The sequence below is a fragment of the Acidisphaera sp. S103 genome (genome assembly GCF_009765975.1).
Lineage (GTDB): Bacteria > Pseudomonadota > Alphaproteobacteria > Acetobacterales > Acetobacteraceae > Rhodopila.
The window spans coordinates 88,016-108,314 of record NZ_LMUJ01000013.1 but is presented as its reverse complement, the minus strand read 5'-3'; the positions used below and the strand labels follow the sequence as shown (position 1 = coordinate 108,314).

The following is a 20,299-nucleotide window of genomic DNA, read 5'->3' as shown; positions in this document are numbered from 1 at the left end:
CGCCACTATTGTGCGAACCGCTGGAACCCGAACGGCGCCAAAGCCGCAAACGCGGCGTCTGACCGGATGAACGCCAGCCACGCCTTCGCCGCCTCGGCATGCGACGCGCCGGACACCATCGCCGCGCTGTAGATCGCTCGGACATTCTGGTCCGCCGGAATATCCACGTGGGTGATGGGATGGCCCTGCTTCTCTTGGAAAATCGCCTCCGACCGCCACGTCACACCGGCCTGCCCCAGGCCCTGCATCAGCAGCAGTGGCGTTTGCCGGTGATGGATGCGGGTCAGCACGGTCGTTCCAGCAGCAACTTTCCCCTCATACACGTCCTTGGCCAGGGTCTCGCCGCCGGCCTTGACCAGAGCGGCGCGGATCTGCCGCGCGACGCCCTCGAACGCGGGGTTGGGCATGATCAGCGGCAGGTCGGGGCGGCCCAGGTCGGCCAAACCGGTGATGTGGGCGGGGTTGCCGGCCGGCACCATGATGGTCAGGTCGTTGGTCGCGAATGAAACCACCGGCGCGGCCAGGCGGCCGTCCTTCACCCATTCCTCACTGGCACGCTGTTCCGCCATCATCACGTCCGGCTTCACGGTGAAGGTCAGGTTGCCGGAGGTGACAGTCCCGCCCGCCGCCATCTGCTTCAGCAGCAAGCCGGGCGGCAGCGTCTCGTAGAACACCCGTCCGCGATACGCCGGATAGGCGTCCCCGAAGGCGCGCACCAGACCGGCCATCGCGAAGAAATAGTTGCCGGATGCGTACAGTACCAAGGCGGGGTCATTCAGGCTGCCGTGGAAGTCGGCCATGTCGTCCACAGGCGGCACGGTGAACACCAGGCCGCGATCAGGGGCATCGTTATTCTGGCCGTTCTGCCACGGTGGGAATTGCGCCTCGGCGGCGTCCAGACGCGCCGCGGGCGTACCGGGCGGGGCGGCGGCGCCACACAGCAACCCCGCCAACACCGCGACACAGGGAAATATCTTACTCATTGCGCGTACGAGAAGCCCGCTTTGCCGAGTTCCGCCAGGGTGCCGACGGCACCGGGCGTCAGCACGACACCTTGGATCAGATGGTTGCTGAGTTCCGCGCACATCGCCTCGACCGACAGCTTGTCCGGATTGGTATCCAATGCAATCAAATGCTGGGCATGTTCCCAAACCGCGTTGTGACAGGCCAGGAACACGGCGCCGCGGCGCTGCAAGGCCGGGATACTGTTGGCGGCACTGGAAAACGCACCTTTAGGATTTTGAAAATCCTTCGGATCGGCCTCCGCGGCCGGGGGCGCCACGGCAAAGCTGTTGTGCGTGATATTACCCCCAGCCAGCTTGGCCAGCCCGTATTTCTCCCACATCGCGTCGTCGTAAAGCGCGAACTGGGCGGGACCGTGCGTGGCGGAGACGCAGAGGAACTCGGGATGGCGGAACGACCAGACCTCCGAATTGATCGAATTGCGCATGACGTTCAGCCAGGGACCGTGGATGTCGGTGTTGTTCCAGGCCTGCTTGGGACCGCCGGCATAGTGCAGCACGGCGTCCAGTGCCTCGGCATCCCATTGGTCGCGATGGTCCAGAATCATCGGCACCGTCTTGAAGTCGCGCCGGCGCGGCAGCGCCGCCAACCGCTTCGTCAGAACCTCCAAGGTGGACGCACCGGCCGGCACCAGCGTCTCGGCGGGGGCGGCAGCGGCGGTCCCGACCGCGGCCAGGGCGATGCCGAGGGTCTTCAGGCTTTGCCGGCGTGGTGTAAGCATCGGTGGACTTCCTTCAGTTGGTGGCACGCGCCGCGGCGGCGTTGGCTTTCAACCAGGCCTGGATCGGCGGCCAGGGTCCCAGGCGATGCTGGTCCGGCGGGAACGGCCCGACATAGGGCGGATAGGCAGCGTCCACCGGCTTGCGGGACCGGTCGGGGAAATCCGCCTGTAAATCCGCGCGATGCGGGCGAGGCTGGCCGCTGATGTAGGCGATCACGTCGAACGCGTCGGATGCCGACAGCACCGGCTGCTCGAACGTGGTGCCGAACGGCATGTTGGCATGGACGAACTGGGCGGCGGTGATCCCCCGATCCATGCCGGCGCCGTCATTGAAGCTGTCCGGCCCCCACAGTGGCGGAAAGCGATAGCGGCGGCCTGTTTCCTTGGCTTCCGCCGGTTCCAGGCGCTGTCCAAGGCCGTTGGCGCCGTGGCAGACGGCGCAGGTCGCGGTGAAGACCTGCTGGCCATGCACCGGATCGCCGGCTTTGTCCTCCGGTTTCAATGGCGGCGTGGCGCGTCCGACCAGCGACTGGCCGGTTTTTTCCGGGGCGCTGATGAAGCGGATGTAGCTCAGCATGGCTTTCATCTCGGGGCTGCCCAGGGGCAGCGCCTTGCCGTTCATGCTGCGCTCCATGCAGCCGTTGATGCGGTCCTCCAGCGTGCTGACGGCATTTTCCCGGGCGATATAGGCGGGGAACACGCCCCAGACGCCAATCAGTGGCAGGCCGAATTGCTGAGTGCCGGCGTTCAGGTGGCAGGACTGGCAGTCCAGCCCGTTGCCGCTGTAGTGCTTGGCCGGATCGGGCGAGTCGGGACCGATCAGGGACGACGTCTTGACAATCAGGTCGCGGCCTTCGCGGACCAGGCGGCCAAAGGCATCGTCAGGCACCTTGTCGACATCGGGCACGATCCATGCCGATGCGGGACCCGGCGTCGGTGCGGGTGTAGGTGCCGGCTGGGCCGCGGCAATGCCGGAGAGCAGCGTTGCAACCACGGCGGTGGACGCGATCGGTTTCAGCATGGACGACTTGCCCCCCAACCCTTGTCGGGGTCAGTAAACAGGACAGGCGCAATGATGACCAGACGGGGCATCGGCGCTCCGCCGGGCATCGCGGCGCGGATCGGTCAGGCCTGCCGTAATGGCATGGCCGCCATGCAAGGGAAAATCGCAGATGGTGGTCTGGTTCACCGCGGATACGCATTTCGGCCATGCCGGCGCATTGTCACTGTATCGCCGGCCGTTCGCCTCGGTCGCCGAGATGAATGCAACGATGATCGACCGCTGGAATCAGACGGTCGGACCCGACGACGATGTCTGGCATCTCGGCGATTTCGCCCTGCGCACCAGCACGGAGGCGGCCGCCGCCCTGCTGCAGCAATTGAACGGCCGCAAGCATCTGGTCACCGGCAACAACGACCCCCCGGCGATCGCCGCCTTGCCGGATTGGTCCAGCGTCCAGGCCTACGCCGAGATCACCGTCGATGCGCACCGGCTGGCGCTGTGCCACTACGCCTTCCGCACCTGGAACGGCATGGCAAAAGGGGTGCTGAACCTGCACGGACATAGTCACGGACGGCTGAAACCGCTGCCTCGGCAGACCGATGTCGGCGTGGATGCCTGGGATTTCCGGCCGGTCGCTGTGTCGCGATTGCGCGGCGCCTGACCCCTGCCCTGCTCGTCTTTGGTTTTATGCGTGTGATTCACGCCGTCCAGCCTGCGGCCTCAGGCGATCACACTCTATTTCGTTCGTGTGATTCACGCCTTCCGGCCTGCGGCCTCAGGCGATCACACTCTATTTCGTTCGTGTGATTCACGCCGTCCGGCCTGCGGCCTCAGGCGATCACACTCTAATCGCAGAGGCAGCCGTCGGTCGGACCTGGCGCCTTGCGGACAAGGTGATGGTCGATCCACTCGGCGACCAGCCGGCGGGCTTCGTTGATCGAGGACTCCGGATGATGAATCCGATAAAGCGCGGTGCAGGCCTGGAATGCCGACATGTCGTCCGAACCGATCTGACGCAGCTCGCTATAGGCGGTCACCACGGCACGTTCGCACCGGCGGGCGATGAGGCTTTCTTGCGCCATTGCTGGACGCGCTCCTTATTTGCGAATCATTCGCATTTGTCCGCCAGCATAATTGGACATTGCAAGGACGGCAAGAGCCTTGAAGCCATCCCCGATGTAAGCGGCTTGCAATGCCTGCGGGTGCAGCGTGGTGACGACCATGGTCAAGCACGACATCCGAAGCGATAGCGGCCCGCAAAGATACGAGGCCCTCGACTCCCTCCGGGGGATCGCAGCGGCAGCCGTGGTTGCCGGGCACTCAGCGCTCGCCGCGAAGCTGCCATCACCACCGGATCATTATGATCGAGATCATAACCTTGCCGCCGAAATCATGTATCGCATCGTGGAGGTTCCATCGATTCGGATAGGCCGATGGCTGACCGCTTCTCCCTCCAATGCCAGGCGATCCATCGCCTTTGCCGCGAGCATCAACCAAGCCGCCAGGTAGTGCCGCTTCAGGCGTCCGTCACCGCGATGTGTTGGAACGCGGCCCGCGATGGCGGAATGCCAGTGCCTCAGCTATATGGACGCGCGCCACGATATCCGCACCGGCGAGGTCCGCGATCGTGCGCCCGACCCGCATCGTACGGGTATAGCCGCGCGGCGACAGACGCAGCCGCTCCATCGCCTGCTCCAGCAGTTTTTGCGCGTCGGGCAACAGGCGGATCGTCTTGCCGTCGGCCTCGGCGTTGCACAGCGGGCCATCGGCGCCGTAACGATCGGCCTGGATTTGGCGGGCACGGACAACACGCTGGGCAATGACGGCGCTCGGCTCGCCCGGCGGCGCATGGGCCAGTTCGGCCGCGGTCGCCGGCAGGATATCAACCGCCAGATCGATGCGATCCAGCACCGGCCCGCTGACGCGATTCTGATAATCCTCACCACAGCGCGGCGCTCTGCCACATTCCTGGCCACCCTGCCCCAGATAGCCGCAGCGGCAGGGATTCATCGCGGCGACAAGCTGGAAACGCGCCGGATAGGTGATGTGGGCGGCAGCGCGGGAGACAGTGGTGCGGCCGGATTCCATCGGCTGGCGCAAGGATTCCAAGGCCTGGCGGGGAAATTCCGGCAGTTCATCCAGGAACAGGACACCGCGATGCGCCAGGCTGACCTCACCCGGCCGAGCGCGATGGCCGCCGCCCGACAGCGCGGCCTGGGAAGCGGAATGATGCGGTTCGCGGAACGGCGGCCGCATCACCAGCCGGCCGCCATCCAGCAGGCCGGCGATGCTGTGGATCATGCTGACCTCCAGCGCCGACCGCGGGTCCAGATCCGGCAGCAGGCCCGGCAGGCGAGCGGCCAGCATGGATTTTCCCGCGCCGGGCGGCCCGATCAGGATCAGGTTATGACCGCCGGCGGCGGCGATTTCCAAGGCGCGTTTCGCCGTCTCCATGCCCTTGACGTCGCTCAGGTCGGGGCAGGACACCGCGTCGGCCACCCCGGCGGTGTTCGGCGGGGTCAGCACCTGGGTGCCGCGGAAATGGTTGATCAGGCTCAGCAGGTCGGGCGGTGCCAGGACCTCGATGCGGCCGGCCCACGCGGCTTCCCCACCCTGGCTGGCCGGGCAGATCAGGCCAAGGTCGCGGGCGGAGGCGCCGATCGCCGCCGGCAGGATGCCGGCGACCGGATTCAGTGAACCATCCAGCGACAATTCGCCCAATGCGGCATAGCCGGCGATCTCGTCACGCGGCAGGACGTCCATCGCCGCGAGCAGGCCCAAAGCCAGGGGCAGGTCGAAATGGCTGCCCTCCTTCAACAGATCGGCGGGCTTCAGGTTGATCAGCACCCGTTTCAACGGCAGCGACAGTCCCATCGCGGCAAACGCCGCTCGGACTCGCTCCCGAGCCTCGCCCACCGCCTTGTCGGGCAGGCCGACCAGCACGAGGCCAGGGGCGCCGGGGGCGATCTGCACCTGGACCTCCACCGGCACCGCCTCGATGCCGTTGAACGCGAAGGTGTTGGCGATGGCCATGGTGGAGGATTGAATGCGGTTGCTCATGGCGCCATTGTGGCGGCCAATGGTAAACAAAGTCGTAAGCCGCGAGGGATTTGCATGCCATTCGACGAAACCGGCCGCCGGCCGGGCCGCAGACCGTCCCGCAACGTGCTGGGCGGGCCGATCGGGGTCTGCTCCAACGATCCGATGACCGGATTCTTCCGCAACGGCTGCTGCGAAACCAGCCCGGAGGATGTCGGCAGCCACACCGTCTGCGCGGTGATGACGGCGGAATTCCTGGCCTTCAGCAAGGCGCAAGGCAACGACCTGTCCACCCCGCACCCTGAGTTTGGCTTCGCCGGGTTGAAACCGGGCGATCGCTGGTGCCTGTGCGCGCCACGCTGGCAGGAAGCGTTCGAGGCTGACGCGGCCCCTCAGGTGGTGCTGCGCTCGACCGAGGAAGGCGCGCTGCGGCACTGCCGGCTGGCCGATCTGACGCGGTTCGCCATCGACCTGGGGTGATTATTCCACCTTGCGCAGGCCCAATGTGTTGCCGATGACGTTGATCAGGTGCCTCAGGATATCATGCACCAGTTCGGCCGAGAAACCGCCCAGGATCGCCAGGATCGGCTGACCGAAGCCGTCCAGGGCGCTGGTGCCCGGATGAGCGGAGGCGCCCTCGCCACTAACCAATGAGCCGAACACCACCTGGGACAAAATGACCCCCGAGATCAGGCCCATGACAAGGCGGCTCCAGTAGCTGCTGTCGTAGCGCGGGTCATAGTTGCAGTCGGAGATGTAGCGATTCAGGCGTTTGAGGTTGGCGAGCGTCGCACCGACGGCGGAAGCGGCGATCAGGAATACCTCGACCGCGATCAATGCGGTGCCTTGCAGGTTCAGCAGGCCTTTGCTGACGTTCTCGGGATTGACGTCGCCCGACAGGGCCGTCCCGAGCAGCAGGATGAGCGACAGCACGGCCACCGCCAGCATCCAGCGCACCTGCGGCACCGGGCCGAAGGCTCGCAGAACCGGATGGGCCTGCCGCTGCTCCTCCAACAGCACCAGGGAGGCGCCTCGGGCCGGCGCGATCAGCCTGGTCAGCGTCAGATGCAGGGCGGCCAGGCGGACCAGTGGATCGGCGGCGGCGTCGAGCGGCAACGCATCGGGCAACGGCGTGTCGGGCGGCGGCTGTTGCCGCGCGGCAAGTGCCTCCGGCGGCAAGTCGAGGCCGGCGCCCAGCGCGAACAGCACCATGGCTTCTATCTCGCGCAGCAGGGTCTTTTCCACGCGCTCCCGAGCCGCGGCAACCTCGGCCTTGATAACCGCGTCGCGGTGGGCGGACACCATGGACGCGACGCTTTCCGTCTCCGCCCGATCGATGGATGCGGCGGGGTGGATGCTGTTCATGGGTAGAACACCTGGTTCCGCGCCAGGTGGCCTTCGCGAATGCCTGTCTTGCCTGTCATGACATCATCTCAATGCGATGCACGGCCGATACTTTGCCGACATCATTAAGCCTGAGTCCAGTAGCATCAGCGGGCTTGCCAGGGGGATCACGCGCGCGACCCCCGGTCGGCGGCGTCGGGAGGCGTCACGCACGACAAGGCCGCCGGAAACATCAGTCTGAGTCGGCACCCATTTTACGATCTGAAGTGCCTGGTGGCAAGCAAGACCGACACGGTTCGCGGCCGGCAGACCACCGGACGCGATGACTCGGGCCGGTTCGCGCATAAAAGCGCCTTTCCCATCACTGCAACCCAGGTGGCAAGGGTTTCTGTCAGCAGAATCGGTGCTTGAAACCAAAGACCGTGTGGCGTCCTCTCTGCGCCCCGCTCCGCGGCCTCTGCGTCAAAAGCGGATTGTGAGCGGACACGATGATGCCCGTTCGAACCGACGCCGCGGCGTGGCGAGCGTGACCCGTTGTTACGCCGCAGTGACGGAGGATCGGACTAATCCCGATGACCTGGCACGAGGGAAGACATCTCGCAGCCCTCGACCGGAGTCCGATCCGGACGGCGGAACCATCCATCCGCCGTCGGTCGTTTTGCTTCCGGAGAGTCCACGCCTGCGTTAAGCGGAAGTCGGCTGGACCGTGCTCGTCGTGTTGTTTTCCCGAACCTGATGCCTCCCCGCCAGATCGGCGGTTGCGCTCTCCAGCGTGCGGTGCAGGAAGCGATAGCCGGCCGCCAGAGCGACTTTGGGCGTCGCCGCCTGGCCGTCCAGCAGCAGTTGCGCGGCCTCTCCGCCGAGACGCCACAGGGGCCAGGCCGGCACGCGCAACCTGACTTTTGTCCCGAACGAACCGGCGACCGTCCGCGCGAACACGGCTTGCGGGGGGCAGTGCGGGGCAACGGCGTTCACCGGACCTTCCAGCATCGGCATGTCGATCGCGAACCGTATCAGCCCGATGGCGTCATCCAGGTGAATCCAGGGTGTCGGCTGATCGCCACCACCGAGAACCGCACCCAGTCCGAGGCGGCTGGCAAGGGCCAGCGGCGGATACACGCCGCCGCCTTTGCCAAGAACGCCACCAAAACGAAGACAGACGACGCGGGCGTCCGCACGCATCGCTTCCCGTTCCCACACGGCGCACAAGTCCGACTGGAATGTGCCGGCTTGCGCCAACGCGGTTTCGTCGAGCCCACCTTCCAGCCGGCAGACACCGTAGAAACCGACCGCCGACGCATTGACGAGAACAAGCGGTGGCCGATCGAGACGCCGCATCATGGCGGCGACGCGACGGGTCACATCCACTCGGCTTCCAACCAGTTCAGCGCGGCGGCGGGCGGACCAGCGGCCACCCAGAATGGACGCTCCGGCCAGGTTCACGACCGCCTCGATGGGAGTTTCGCCGGGGATGGCATCCAACGTCTCGGTCACGACGACATGTGGACCGAACATGGCCGCGGCGCGCCTTGCATCCCGCGTCAGCACGATGACGCGCTGGCCGTCCGCCACCAGATCCCGCACCAGCGCCGATCCGATGAACCCTGTCGCGCCGGTCACCAGGACAGCCGGACCGCGCGGCGCCGCAACCGGCGCAATGGCCGGCCGGACACCGCGAGACAGCCGGACCACGGCGATCGCATTCCGAACACTCCAGGCCAGCACGCCGGCAGCGTAGACGCTGAACAGCAGGGACACCGCGCCATGACCCTTCCAGGTCAGCCCGGTCGGCTGGCTGGCCCACCGCACCAGCACCGGGGCCAGTGCGGCGACGAAACCGCCGTAGCTGATGGCGAGAACCGTATGCAGCACGCGTTCCAGCGGCGGCAGGCGGCGGGTCATGTCTTCCTCGATGAAATCTGCCAGGGTGATTAGCACCTCCGCCGCCAACAGGATCGCCAGCACCCAGGCCCAGGCGCCATCCCAACGCAGCCACGCCAGCCCCAGGAACAGCACGCCATAGATGGCTTCCCGTGCCGCATGCAGCCGCAATTCATACCTGGCGGAGACCTGCCGAGGCAGCTTTGCCTCCAGCTCGTGGTGCCAGAAATTGTCGAAAGCGCCGACCAGCGCCTGGATCGAGAGGATCGCGAAGACCGCATTCATGGTGTTGACTCCGGGGGATCATTGAACAGCCCGCTCTGGCGGAACGTTGTGCCCCACAGCGGATGGGTCATGGTCATGCTGAAGGTGAACCGGTGTTCGTCGACCGCCCGGTGCTCGACGCGGCAGGTTCCCGGCGTCAGCACAGCCGGGATCGGCAGGCGCCATGATCCGATCGACAGAAAGAACCGCCGGCTGGTGAACACCAGCGCGCCGTCCTCCACCGAAACGTCCAGCACCATGGCCAGGCCGCCGTCGGTACGCTCGATCACGGTGTTGGCCGGGCCGGGCGACTTCACGGAACGGACGCGATGATGCGGGCCGAACCGCCGTTCCCACACGACGCCGCCAGTCCCGGCCCGCACCGTGACGGTGACCGGAGCGTCGATCAACCGCCGGACCGGCAGTGGGGCGCCGAACGGCCTGACCAGCCAGGCGAACCATCCGCCGATGGCCGAACGCTCCAGGGCCATGGTCCCATCATAGCGGGCCGGACCATGCCCCGCGTCAAACCGCCGGCGCAGGCAGGCTGGCAGGCGAGCCCAATCGATGTGACCCACGATCGCCGCAAGATCGAGCGCCCCGCTCGGCGTGCCACCGCGCGTGGACAACCGGAACGGGGCCGCAAGCGTAGCGCTTGCCATGTCACGCCACCCGTTTGGCGGTGAGGTCGGGGCAATGCGACATGGCGGCGTTCTCCTGCGATCGAGCAGAATGCCTTCCGCATCAAACGTGCCAACGGTCGTTCTTCATCTAATGCATTGTTATCACACCATAATAATACCGCCCGGCGAAGCGGCTCCGTATACTTCGTTTACAGTTCCTGATTGATGCGATAACCGCGTTTACGCATGATCTTCCATATCGCCCTCGCACTGTCCCTGGCCGGCAGCCTCGCGCTGGCTGGAGTCCTGTGGCGATGGGCCGACCGGGTCGCCGGCGTGCGGCTGCTGACCGGCTTCCTGATCGGCGTCGCGATATGGATCACCGGCAACGAACTGCCCACATGGTTCGGCCCCGGCCCCCAGGGCATCGGACTGATGCTGCTGGCGACAGCGGCGCTGACCTCGGCGGTATTCCTGCATTTCGCTGTCACGTTCACCGCCACCCCGGCAGCGTCATGGGTGATCGCGGGCTACGGCGTCGGCACCGCCGCGACCGCGCTGTCCATCGTGTGGGTACCCGGCCGCTATGCGCCGTTCGCCGGAATGACATTCGTGGCGATGCCAAACCAGGTCGGCTGGATCACCAGCATCGTGTGGGCCGCCATCGCCGCCGCCGGACAGCTTGTCCTGCTGCGCGCCCTGCTGAACCGCCAAGACCTGGCTCGGCGGCAGATCGGCGCGTTGATCGCATCCAGCGTCTGGGGCCTGCTGTGCATGTCCGGCTACGGCATCGTCGCGCTGCACCTGCCGATGGCCCCGTGGCCGCTGCTGGGTCTGCCGCTGTATCCGGTGTTCCTGGTCTACGGAATCCTCCGCTACGAGTTGCTGCTCGCCAACGCCTGGGCACGACGCGCGCTGGCATGGACGATGCTGGTGGCCGGTGCCGGACTGATGGCCGCGGCTGTGCCCCTGCTGCCGTTCGAGAACCTGCTCGGGTCACGCTTCGCCACCGCGGTCTGCGTCGGGATCGCTTTCCTGGTCCTCGGCGGTCCAGTCCGGCGCCTCGCGGAACGCATCGTCTATCCCGGCGGCAACGTCACCCCCGAGGACCTGGCCGCGTGGCGGCAGGCGATGGCAGACGCCGAGGACACCGCCGACCTGGCCCAGCGCGCCGCCACCATCGTCTCCCGGCGGCTCTCCACATCGGTGGCGGTCAGCGTCGGCGAGGCACGCGCCGGCACCGCGTCCGCCCCCCTGCTGGCATGCCGCCGCGCCGGGTCCGGATGGCAAACGACCCTGAAATCCGGCTGGGACTCCGCCCCGCCCGGCCCCAGGCGGGTCGCGGCGATGTTCGGTTCGGTTTTGGCGGACGAAGCCCAACGGCTGGAACGGGCGGTCTCCCTCGCGGCGCAGGAACGCGAACGGCAAACCCGAGCGCGGTTGGCCGAACTGGGAGAACTGGCCGCCACCGTGGCGCATGACGTGCGCAACCCGCTCAACATCATCTCCATGGCAGTGGCATTCGCACCGCCGGAGGTGCGCGGCGAGGTGACCGATCAGGTCGGACGCATCGCCCGCCTCGCGGATGACCTGCTGGAATATGCCAAGCCGTGGTCGGTGGTACCGGCGCCAGTGAACCTGGCCGAACTGGTGGGTGGAATCGCGTCCAGGCGGGACAGCGTCGAATGCCGGGTGCCCGGCGATCTGACCGTGCTGGCCGATGCCGGACGGGTCGAGCAGGCGCTGACCAATCTGCTCGATAACGCCTGCGCGGTGGCGCGCCATGTCGTGCTGGAAGCGGAACGCATGCCGGGGACGGTGCTGCTGCACGTCTGCGACGACGGACCGGGCATTCCGCCGGACCTGCGAGACCGCATCTTCCAGCCGTTCGTGTCGCGTGGCGCCGGCGGCACGGGCCTTGGGCTGGCCATCGTGGCGCGCATCGCCGCCGCGCATGGCGGCGATGTGGCACTGACCGAACGGCCGGGATGGTCGACCTGCTTCACCCTGCGTTTTCCGGAGCCACTGTAATGGGCCATATCCTGCTGGTGGACGACGAACCGGCGTTCCAGCGGCTCGGCGGGGCATGGCTGCGCGGACTGGGTCATACCGTAACGGTCGCCGGTTCGGCCGATGAGGCAACCGTTCGCTTCGCGGAAACCCCGCCCGACATGGTGCTGCTGGATCTGTCGATGCCGCCGCGCATGGACCCGCTGGCCGGGATCGAACTGATCGGCGGCTTCGTTCCGGTGCCAGTCGTGGTGTTGACCGGCCACGCTGGCCACGAGATGGCGCTGCGCGCGACCGAGGCCGGCGCCTGGGATTTCATCGCCAAACCGATCGATCCCAACATGCTGCGCTTCGTGGTGGACCGCTGCCTGCGCAAGACGGCACTGGAACGCGAGGTCCGGACGTTGCGCGAGCGTACCGCCGCCGACGACATGGGGCTGGCGGGACGCTCTCCGGCAATGGGACGGCTGCGGGAGATGGTGCGCCGGTTAGGCCCAACCAGTGTCAGTGTCCTGGTCCTGGGTCCCACCGGAACCGGCAAGGAACTGGTCGCTCGGGCGTTGCATGCGTGCAGTCCTCGTTCTGCCGGACCGTTCGTGCCGATCCATTGCGGCGCGCTGCCGGCCGAACTGCTGGAAAGCGAATTGTTCGGGCATTTGAAAGGCAGTTTCAGCGGCGCCCATCGCGATCAGCCTGGCCTGGTGGAGGCCGCCAACCGCGGCACGCTGTTCCTCGACGAAGTGGGCGAAATGCCGCCGGCGATGCAGGTGAAGCTGCTGCGGTTCCTGCAGGATGCGACGTTCCTGCCCGTGGGCGGCCGGGTCACGAAACGCGCTGACGTCCGGGTCGCCGCCGCCACGCACCGCGACCTGGAGGCGATGGTGGCCGAGGGCGGATTTCGCGAGGACCTGTTCTATCGCCTGAAAGGAATGGTGCTGCGAACGCCAGCCCTGGCGGAACGCACCGACGATATTCCACTGCTGGCGGCTTTGTTTCTGCGCCGGTCGGCACCCGGATTGAACCTGGCAGCGGACGCCGCTGCATGGCTGACGCAGCGAACATGGCCGGGCAACGTGCGGGAACTGCGGGCGGTGGTGGAAGCCGCTGCCGCCCTGGCCGAACCCGGTTCGGCGGTGGTCGATTCCGGACTGCTGCGGTTTGTTTCGGGCGACGCCGAGGACGCACCGGCGGCCGCACCGAATGGATCACTGGCCGGGGTGATTGCCGACGTGGAGACCCGCATGCTGCGGGAAGCCCTAGCGGCGGCGGGTGGGAACCAGTCGGAAGCGGCGCGGGTGCTGGGAGTTTCGCGGGTAGGGCTGATCAAGAAGATGACACGGCTGGGGTTGCGATAATCGGATTTAGGGCGCTTGGGTGGTCTCTTCGTCATCTTCCCAGACCAGTTTAAGGCGCGGATTCGGCGAGACCTGCACCCGCTCATAAAGTGACGCAAGCGTGATCGCGATCCCGAGGGCGGGCATGTCGATTACCGCCTCCGCGTCATGGAAGGTGGCACTGTGCCATACACGGACTGCGTCTCTGAACCAGAAGCCCACTTCGATGCGGGTCGGATCGACGATGATGATATAGTCCAGGGCATCGATTGCCTTGTATTCGTCGAGCTTGATGAGACGGTCCACGCGTTCCGTTGACTCCGACAGCACCTCGACGATCAGGCGTGGGATGTCCGATGTCGTGGCCTCCTCATCAAACGGCGGGCAGAGGATGCTAATGTCGGGCCGGCGGATGTTTCCTGGTGGCGTGCGTATTCCGATATCGGCGGTGAACACATCGCACGGACTGCCACCCGCCCGCATCTGTCGTCTGATCTCGGAGAACGCATTGCCGGTGACCCGGTCATGTCGAATCTTCGCCCCGGCCATTGCGGCCGGCTCTCCGTCCACCAGTTCGTAGCGCTGGCCTTGCCCGGCTTGCCACGCCAGGAATTCGTCGATCGTCATGCGTCGGGTCGCCCGATCGCCCATCTCGGTCTCCTTGGCCGCTGCATCGCGTGGTGCGGGCCGGATTATAGCACATTGCTATGGGGATGTCCGGCCGCTCCGTCGACGGAGACAGCGATGCGCTGGGGTTCGCATGGATAGGAGCACCCGGGGCCTAGCCTGTCGGCCTCACGGCTGTCGCTTATGAGGCCCACGGGTTGACGACGTGTCCCGAGGCCCAAGATATTTGCCTTACATTATGCATTGATAATAAGCCCTTTTCTGCTTCAGATTTCTGATGCATGACGGTGGCGGAATTTATCGTGGAAACTTTGCTCGCCTCCATTGCCGCCCAAAAGGCTGAACTCGATCGGCTCCGGATCCGCGCGCCCGGCGGGACGACAAACCTCGATCATTCACAGGACCTCGAACTGACCTACACGTCGAACGCGATCGAGGGGAACACGCTGACCGCCGTCGAGACGACGATGGTTATCGAGCAAGGCATCACCGTCGCCGGAAAGCCGCTCAGGGATCACCTGGAGGCGATCGACCTCTTCGAGGCGATCCACTACGTCCGGAACCTTGCGCGCCAGAAAGCACCTCTCACCGAGATGGACGTGCGCAACCTGCATCGTCTTGTCGTGCTGCGGTCGAGGCCCGACATTGCCGGCCGTTACGCCGATCAAGGCCGTTACGTGCTGACTGATAGCGGACGCCACGGATTTCCGTCGCCGGCCGAAGTCCCTGCTCTGATGGGCGACTTTTCGGCCTGGCTCAGCTTGGCGGCGGACACGCCCGAAAACGCGTTCACCGCACATCGCCGCCTTGTCGAGATACACCCCTTCAACGACGGCAACGGGCTTACAGCGCGGCTGCTGATGAATTTGATCCTGATCCGTGGCGGTTATCCGGCTGTCGCCGTGCGCCCCGAGGATCGACCCGCTTATATTGCCGGCTTGCAGCAGGCCCAGGCCGGGGGTGGAAACGAAGCCTTCGACGGCATGCTTTATGAGCGGCTCGATGCGACACTGGGAGAATATGTCAAGGCAGCGCGACAGGCGCTTCCAGCGCAAGGGACCCTACCCTGGGGCGATAGCGACCCACCCCGGCCGTGATTGGTCACCACTGCGTATTGGATGCGCACCCGCGTAACCGCACTCTCAGCCAAGTGATGATTACGAAGCTTACAACATGATCATTTCGGACGTGCTGCTTATTCTCGCAACATTTTGTGGACCCATAGCAGCAGTGCAATCGCAAAAATGGATTGAGCGGGCACGCGAGCAACGCGCTCGCCGACTTTCGATATTTGAAACGCTCATGGCGACCCGCGCAATTCGCGCTGGCTCAAATGAGCATGTTCAAGCTCTCAACTTAATTGAGGTCTTCTTTAACGGTAAATCTGCCAAAGAAAAGGCGGTTCGCGATGCTTGGTTGATATATCTTGATTTCTTTAATCAGCATGTTCCCGTTGGAGAAGACAATGCCAGGGCACACAACGAAAAGGGGGTCGATTTCCTTGTCACTCTTTTAGAGGCAATAGCCAAAACCCTCGGTTACGACTTCAACAAAGTACAGCTAAAAAGAGGAGGCTATTACCCACGAGGTCATGCCGAGGAAAAGTCAGCTCACGCCGCCATTCGGGACAATCTTGTGAGAGTCCTGACCGGCGTGCAACCAGTGAACATGGCAGTGGTCAGTCTCCCGGTATCGGAGGAATCGTTGAAAAACCAAAAATTGTTGCAGGAGGCACTTTTGAAGACCCTTTCTGGTGACTAACCGTTGAAGATCAAGCCCGAATCATAGTCATCGGTCATAACGAATTGGCACCATAGACGAGACAGGCTGATCGCCTCTACTCCCCCGTAAAATCCGGCTTCCGCTTCGCCCCAAACGCCGAAACCGCCTCCTGATGATCCCGCGACAAATTCGATTGAGTCTCCAAACTCAAACTCAGATCCATCGTCGCATGAGCGATCTGCCGCAACGGAATGTTCACCACCTGCTTCGTCCACCGGATCGACTTCATCGCCCCCGCCGCCAGCCGCTTGGCCAGCCCATACACCTTCGCGTCCAGTTCCTCCGGCGGCACCACGTGGTTGATCAGTCCGATCCGGTGCGCCTCCGCCGCCGTCATCAGATCGCCCGTAAACAGATACTCCTTCGCCCGAGCGAACCCGATCAACTGAGGCCAGATCAGCGCCCCGCCGTCCCCCGCCACCAACCCGGCATTCACATGCGGATCGCCGATCTTCGCCGTATCCGCGGCAATGATGATGTCGCACATCAGCGCCACCGTCGCGCCCAGCCCCACCGCGTGCCCGTTGACCCTGGCGATCACCGGCTTGTCGCATTCCAGCATGCGGAAGATGATCCGTTTCGCTTCCGGCAGGCTGGTGGCATCCCACAGCGCCGGATTGTCGATCTTCTGCTGCATCGCGATCACATTACCGCCGGCCGAGAACGCCCGTCCCGCCCCGGTCAGCACCACCACGTTCACCTCCGGATCGTCCTGCACGTCCTCCCAGATCCGCGACATGGAATAGTGCATCTCTGGTGAGAACGCGTTCATCGCTTCCGGCGCGTTCAGGGTGATCGTCATCACCTTGTCCTGCTTCTCGACCTTCAGCCCGCCATACCGGCTGTAGTCGTAGACCTTATCGAGCGGCGGCATCGCATCCCCTCCCTGACCGGCAGGAACTGTGACTCCAAACCGCCGCTCCGTCACCCCGAAAGGCGCTAACGGTCCACCATCGGCGGCAGCAGCGCGGCCGCATAGGCGGCCGGATTGGCGATCAGCAACCTGGCGGCATCCAGGTCGGCCGCCCTGCCCTCCGCCGCCGGACAAGCGGCCCTGATTTGCAGCACATTGGCCGCCGACACCGGCACCCTGGCCGCACGTGCCCGCTTGATCGCATCCGCCATCGGCTGGAACCCGGTGGACAGCGACGCGATCTGCCGGTCCAGCCGCCCCTGCCCCACGCTGGTGCAGACCTGCGGCATGATCCCCAGCCCCTGCAACGGCCAACCCAGCGGCGCCAGCGTCTGGCTCCACGTCACAAACAACTCGCCGCCGTCGGGCAGCGGATCGATCGTCTGCACCATCCCCTTGCCGAACGTCTCGCTGCCGACCACCACCGCCCGTCCCCGGTCGGCCAGGGCCGCCGCCATGATTTCCGCCGCGCTCGCGGTGTTGCCATCGACCAGGATGACCACCGGTACGTTCTCCGCCAGTTCACCCTCGGTGGAGCGCCAGACATACATCGAATCCGGATCGCGGCCGATGGTGGTGGCCATCAGTCCCTCCGGCAGGAACGCATCCGCCGCCGTCATGGCCTGACGCAGCAATCCGCCGCGATTGTCGCGCAAATCCAGCACGATGCCGTCGACCCGATGCGATTCCGACAGCGCGTCCTGCACCGACAACGCCAGATGCGACGCCGTGCTGGCGCTGAAACTGGTGATCCGCAGCACCAGTACGTCAGAGGAACGTTCGGCGAAGACGGTCTCCGGCGGCACCATCACCCGCACCAGTTGGGCATCGCGCGTGCGCCCGTCGCGTCCACGCCACGACAGGGTGACAACCGACCCGTCGGGGCCGGACAGCATAGCACCGATGGTCTCGGGGTCCTGGTCCAGGGTCCGCTGGTCATCCACAGCCGCCAGGATGTCGCCCGGCCGAATCCCGGCGTTGGCCGCCGGGCTGTCGCGAATGACCGATTGCACGTCGATCTGCGAGCCCCGCTGTCCCACCGCCAACCCCAGACCCGCCCGGCCGGCCCGTTTCTCCCGGTCCAGCCCCGCCTCCACTGGCGGCACGTAGCGGGAATAAGGATCGAGGCGACTGAACATTTCATCAAAGAAAACTTGGATGACCCCCTGGGTCCCGGCCCGCCGGACCGACGCCGAAACCGGAAAGCTGGCGGCCGTCAGCGCCGCGGCGGTCTGCGCCCAGGACGCCGGCGCCGCATCCTTCGGCAGCGGGATGTCCAGCACGGTCTGATCCCCACGCAGCAACTGCACCCGCTTGTCGTTCGCGACGATCAGCAGGTTGGGGTCAAGCGCGGTCAGGCCCTGCAGGCCCCACACGGTCAGTTGCGGAACCGGGATCGGCTCCAGGATACGCGGTGCGATGAAGGTCAGCGCATCGCTGTAGACCGATGTCATACGAGCCAGATCCAGCCCACCACGCGGCAGCGTCTCCGCGTGCGCTCGGGTGACGATGAACAGCAGCAGCAGGACGCGAAAGCGGATCACCGGCGGGGTGGCCGCTTTCCCCGGGGCCATTTCCCGGGACCGGGCCGGTTGGCGGACGCGGCCGGCCCGCGTGCCGCCACGGCATCTTCCAGCACGTGAAACACCATGCCGCCGGTGACCGGATTGGCTTCGGACAACAGAACCTCGACCTCCTGCGCCAGGCGATAGACCTTCTGCGTGCGGCGGCCCGTCAGCGTCTGCTCCCGTTCGTCAAACTGCCAGTAATCATCCGGCAGCGTAGCGAATGGCACTATACCGCTGGCACCCGTCTCCGTAACAGTCACGAACAGGCCGAAACGAGTCACCCCAGATATGCGCGCGGCGAAACGCCCGCCCACATGCGCCGCCATGAACGCCGTCAGGTAACGATCGATCGCCTCCCGCTCCGCCGTCTGCGCGCGCCGTTCGGTTTCGGTGATGCGTTCGCCGATCTCGGGCAGCGCCGCCGCCTGATCGTCGGTCAGCCCGTCGCGGCCGAGGCGCAGGCCCTTGATCAGCGCACGATGCACCAGCAGGTCGGCATAACGGCGGATCGGACTGGTGAAATGGGCATAGCGCGGCAAGGCCAACCCAAAATGGCCGATATTGTCAGGGCTGTAGGCGGCCTGGGACTGGCTGCGCAGCATGACTTCGCTGATCAGTTGCGACTCCGGCGTGCCGGCATAGCGACGCAGCACGCGATCGAAGTCGCGCGGATGCAACTGATTGCCGGGCGGCAGCGAAATGCCCAGGGTCGACAGGAAACCACGCAGCGCGTCCAGCTTTTCGTCCGACGGCGGCGCATGAATCCGGTACATGCACGGAAGGTGCAGACGCTCTAGTTCCTCCGCCGCCGCCACATTGGCCAGGACCATGAATTCCTCGATCAGCCGGTGACTGTCCAGCCTAGGCCGCGGCGACACACTGGCGACGTGCCCCTGCCCGTCCAGCACAACCTGGCGCTCCGGCAGATCAAGATCGAGCGTCCCCCGCTCCAACCGGGCGGCCAGCAGGGATCGGAAGGCGGCGTACAGATGCGGCAGCGGCAGCCCGCGGTCATCACCCGCGTCCTGGGCGGCCTGGACCTCCTCGTAGGTCAAACGAGCAGCACTGCGCATCAGGCCGCGGCCGAAACGATGCCCGGTCTTGCGGCCACCACGGTCGATCCGCATCTCGACGAACAGGCAGCCCCGGTCTTCGTTCGGACGCAGGCTGCACCAGCCGTTCGACAGGGCTTCCGGCAGCATCGGCACCACCCGGTCGGGAAAATAGACGCTGTTGCCGCGAATACCCGCCGCATGATCCAGCGCCGAACCAGGTTTCACGTAGTGGGCGACATCGGCGATGGCGACGATCAGCCGGAAGGCACCGGCATGATCCGGGTCGGGTTCAGCGAACACCGCGTCATCGAAATCGCGCGCGTCGGCGCCGTCGATGGTGATCAGCGGCACGTCGCGCAGATCGGTGCGGCTGCCCAGCCGGACACCGCGCGCCCGCTTCGCCTCGTCCACCGCGGCATCCGGGAAGGTCTGGGGGATATCGTGCGTATGGATCGCGATCAGGCTGATCGAGCGCGCATCCCCCAGTTTGCCCAACCGCTCCAGCACCCGCGCCGGCTTCAGGCCGAGATGCAGATGCTGGGCGACCGGTTCCGCCAGGACGATCTCATCCGCTTCGGCCCCGGCGTCCTGCCCATCCGGCACGATCCATTCCGCCTTCGACCGGCGATCGGTCGGGACGATCCGGTTTTCCGTCCGCCCGCGCTTGAACACGCCCAGGATACGCCCCGGAGTCTCGCCGATGCGCCGCAGCGTGCGCCCCTCGTAGCGCCCGGGCCCCATCGGCTTCAGCCGCACCAGCACACGTTCCCCTGGCGCCAGGGCGGGCGTGCCCTGCTTTTCCGGATGCATCATGATCATCGGCGGCACACCGTCTGCCCGCTCCCACGCGACAGGACGCGCCACTGCGTCGCCGTCCCGGTCGGTGCCGGTGATCTGCACCACGGTGGTATCCGGCAATTTGGCGAGAGTGCCGCGCGACGGCGGGCGATGGGAAGGTCGGACGCCATCCCGAGGGATGGGCCTGTCTCGATGCTTAGTACGTTTCGCCACTGATCTCGCAACCGGGATTCTGTCTGCCGCACACTGCCACAACCCGCCTGGGAGTGCCATGACACCTTGCGGTGTTCGTGGCGGCGATTCACGTCCGATTA

At 65.6% G+C, this 20,299-nt stretch carries 20 protein-coding genes; 7 read left to right on the top strand and 13 right to left on the bottom strand.

The features are described from left to right. Positions 1-5 precede the first annotated feature (5 nt). The 3 genes from GSQ89_RS01150 to GSQ89_RS01140 are packed head-to-tail and all read right to left on the bottom strand — an operon-like array spanning position 6 to position 2,765. Positions 6-983: a substrate-binding domain-containing protein gene (locus GSQ89_RS01150; RefSeq protein WP_158921154.1), complete on the bottom strand. Its 978-nt coding sequence runs from the start codon at positions 981-983 to the stop codon at positions 6-8. Further along, complete coding sequence (locus GSQ89_RS38975; protein WP_158921152.1) at positions 980-1,744, bottom strand: transcriptional initiation protein Tat; 765 nt, start codon at positions 1,742-1,744, stop codon at positions 980-982. Before GSQ89_RS38975 ends, GSQ89_RS01150 begins: the two co-directional genes overlap by 4 nt. 13 nt (positions 1,745-1,757) lie before the next feature. Continuing rightward, positions 1,758-2,765, bottom strand: coding sequence for a c-type cytochrome (locus GSQ89_RS01140; protein WP_158921150.1), 1,008 nt, complete (start codon positions 2,763-2,765; stop codon positions 1,758-1,760). A gap of 151 nt (positions 2,766-2,916) precedes the next feature. Between GSQ89_RS01140 and GSQ89_RS01135 the strand changes: the two genes are divergently transcribed. Beyond that, positions 2,917-3,408: a metallophosphoesterase family protein gene (locus tag GSQ89_RS01135; RefSeq protein WP_158921148.1), complete on the top strand. Its 492-nt coding sequence runs from the start codon at positions 2,917-2,919 to the stop codon at positions 3,406-3,408. A gap of 184 nt (positions 3,409-3,592) precedes the next feature. On the opposite strand, the gene GSQ89_RS01130 is transcribed toward GSQ89_RS01135, so the two are convergent. Further along, entirely contained in the window at positions 3,593-3,829 is a 237-nt protein-coding gene (locus GSQ89_RS01130; protein WP_158921146.1) for a hypothetical protein, read from the bottom strand. A 15-nt stretch (positions 3,830-3,844) separates the two neighbouring features. Further along, positions 3,845-3,976, bottom strand: a complete 132-nt coding sequence (locus tag GSQ89_RS39730) for a hypothetical protein (protein WP_256367291.1) — start codon at positions 3,974-3,976, stop codon at positions 3,845-3,847. Here GSQ89_RS39730 and GSQ89_RS01125 point away from each other — a divergent pair. After that, entirely contained in the window at positions 3,969-4,256 is a 288-nt protein-coding gene (locus GSQ89_RS01125; protein WP_158921144.1) for a hypothetical protein, read from the top strand. The genes GSQ89_RS39730 and GSQ89_RS01125 overlap by 8 nt on opposite strands. A gap of 18 nt (positions 4,257-4,274) precedes the next feature. Here GSQ89_RS01125 and GSQ89_RS01120 read toward each other — a convergent pair whose 3' ends face one another. Then, entirely contained in the window at positions 4,275-5,807 is a 1,533-nt protein-coding gene (locus GSQ89_RS01120) for a YifB family Mg chelatase-like AAA ATPase (protein WP_371734203.1), read from the bottom strand. A 54-nt stretch (positions 5,808-5,861) separates the two neighbouring features. Here GSQ89_RS01120 and GSQ89_RS01115 point away from each other — a divergent pair, with 54 nt between their 5' ends. Beyond that, positions 5,862-6,266, top strand: coding sequence for a DUF2237 family protein (locus tag GSQ89_RS01115; RefSeq protein WP_158921142.1), 405 nt, complete (start codon positions 5,862-5,864; stop codon positions 6,264-6,266). Here GSQ89_RS01115 and GSQ89_RS01110 read toward each other — a convergent pair whose 3' ends face one another. From GSQ89_RS01110 to GSQ89_RS01100, 3 genes are all read right to left on the bottom strand, one after another. Further along, on the bottom strand, positions 6,267-7,151 hold the full coding sequence (locus GSQ89_RS01110) for a hypothetical protein (protein ID WP_158921140.1): 885 nt from the start codon (positions 7,149-7,151) through the stop codon (positions 6,267-6,269). 663 nt (positions 7,152-7,814) lie between these two features. After that, on the bottom strand, positions 7,815-9,296 hold the full coding sequence (locus GSQ89_RS01105; RefSeq protein WP_158921138.1) for a TIGR01777 family oxidoreductase: 1,482 nt from the start codon (positions 9,294-9,296) through the stop codon (positions 7,815-7,817). Next, entirely contained in the window at positions 9,293-9,937 is a 645-nt protein-coding gene (locus GSQ89_RS01100; RefSeq protein ID WP_158921136.1) for a DUF4166 domain-containing protein, read from the bottom strand. The genes GSQ89_RS01105 and GSQ89_RS01100 overlap by 4 nt, the downstream gene beginning before the upstream one ends. A gap of 207 nt (positions 9,938-10,144) precedes the next feature. Here GSQ89_RS01100 and GSQ89_RS01095 point away from each other — a divergent pair, with 207 nt between their 5' ends. Together GSQ89_RS01095 and GSQ89_RS01090 are read left to right on the top strand one after the other, a co-directional pair. Next, entirely contained in the window at positions 10,145-11,929 is a 1,785-nt protein-coding gene (locus tag GSQ89_RS01095) for a HAMP domain-containing sensor histidine kinase (RefSeq protein ID WP_158921134.1), read from the top strand. Continuing rightward, positions 11,929-13,263 (top strand): sigma-54 dependent transcriptional regulator, encoded by a 1,335-nt coding sequence (locus GSQ89_RS01090; protein WP_158921132.1) that lies wholly within the window; start codon positions 11,929-11,931, stop codon positions 13,261-13,263. Before GSQ89_RS01095 ends, GSQ89_RS01090 begins: the two co-directional genes overlap by 1 nt. Positions 13,264-13,269: 6 nt before the next feature. On the opposite strand, the gene GSQ89_RS01085 is transcribed toward GSQ89_RS01090, so the two are convergent. After that, on the bottom strand, positions 13,270-13,869 hold the full coding sequence (locus tag GSQ89_RS01085; protein ID WP_158921130.1) for a Uma2 family endonuclease: 600 nt from the start codon (positions 13,867-13,869) through the stop codon (positions 13,270-13,272). 281 nt (positions 13,870-14,150) lie between these two features. Here GSQ89_RS01085 and GSQ89_RS01080 point away from each other — a divergent pair, with 281 nt between their 5' ends. Both GSQ89_RS01080 and GSQ89_RS01075 read left to right on the top strand, forming a co-directional pair. After that, positions 14,151-14,966: a Fic family protein gene (locus GSQ89_RS01080; protein WP_158921128.1), complete on the top strand. Its 816-nt coding sequence runs from the start codon at positions 14,151-14,153 to the stop codon at positions 14,964-14,966. A 76-nt stretch (positions 14,967-15,042) separates the two neighbouring features. Beyond that, positions 15,043-15,630: a DUF6680 family protein gene (locus tag GSQ89_RS01075; protein ID WP_158921126.1), complete on the top strand. Its 588-nt coding sequence runs from the start codon at positions 15,043-15,045 to the stop codon at positions 15,628-15,630. A 76-nt stretch (positions 15,631-15,706) separates the two neighbouring features. Here the strand turns inward: GSQ89_RS01075 and GSQ89_RS01070 are convergent, their stop codons facing one another. From GSQ89_RS01070 to rnr, 3 genes are all read right to left on the bottom strand, one after another. Continuing rightward, complete coding sequence (locus GSQ89_RS01070; protein WP_158921124.1) at positions 15,707-16,525, bottom strand: enoyl-CoA hydratase/isomerase family protein; 819 nt, start codon at positions 16,523-16,525, stop codon at positions 15,707-15,709. A gap of 65 nt (positions 16,526-16,590) precedes the next feature. Beyond that, positions 16,591-18,138 (bottom strand): S41 family peptidase, encoded by a 1,548-nt coding sequence (locus tag GSQ89_RS01065; RefSeq protein WP_158921122.1) that lies wholly within the window; start codon positions 18,136-18,138, stop codon positions 16,591-16,593. Then, positions 18,105-20,258, bottom strand: coding sequence for a ribonuclease R (gene rnr, locus GSQ89_RS01060; protein WP_158921120.1), 2,154 nt, complete (start codon positions 20,256-20,258; stop codon positions 18,105-18,107). The genes GSQ89_RS01065 and rnr overlap by 34 nt, the downstream gene beginning before the upstream one ends. Positions 20,259-20,299 lie beyond the last annotated feature (41 nt).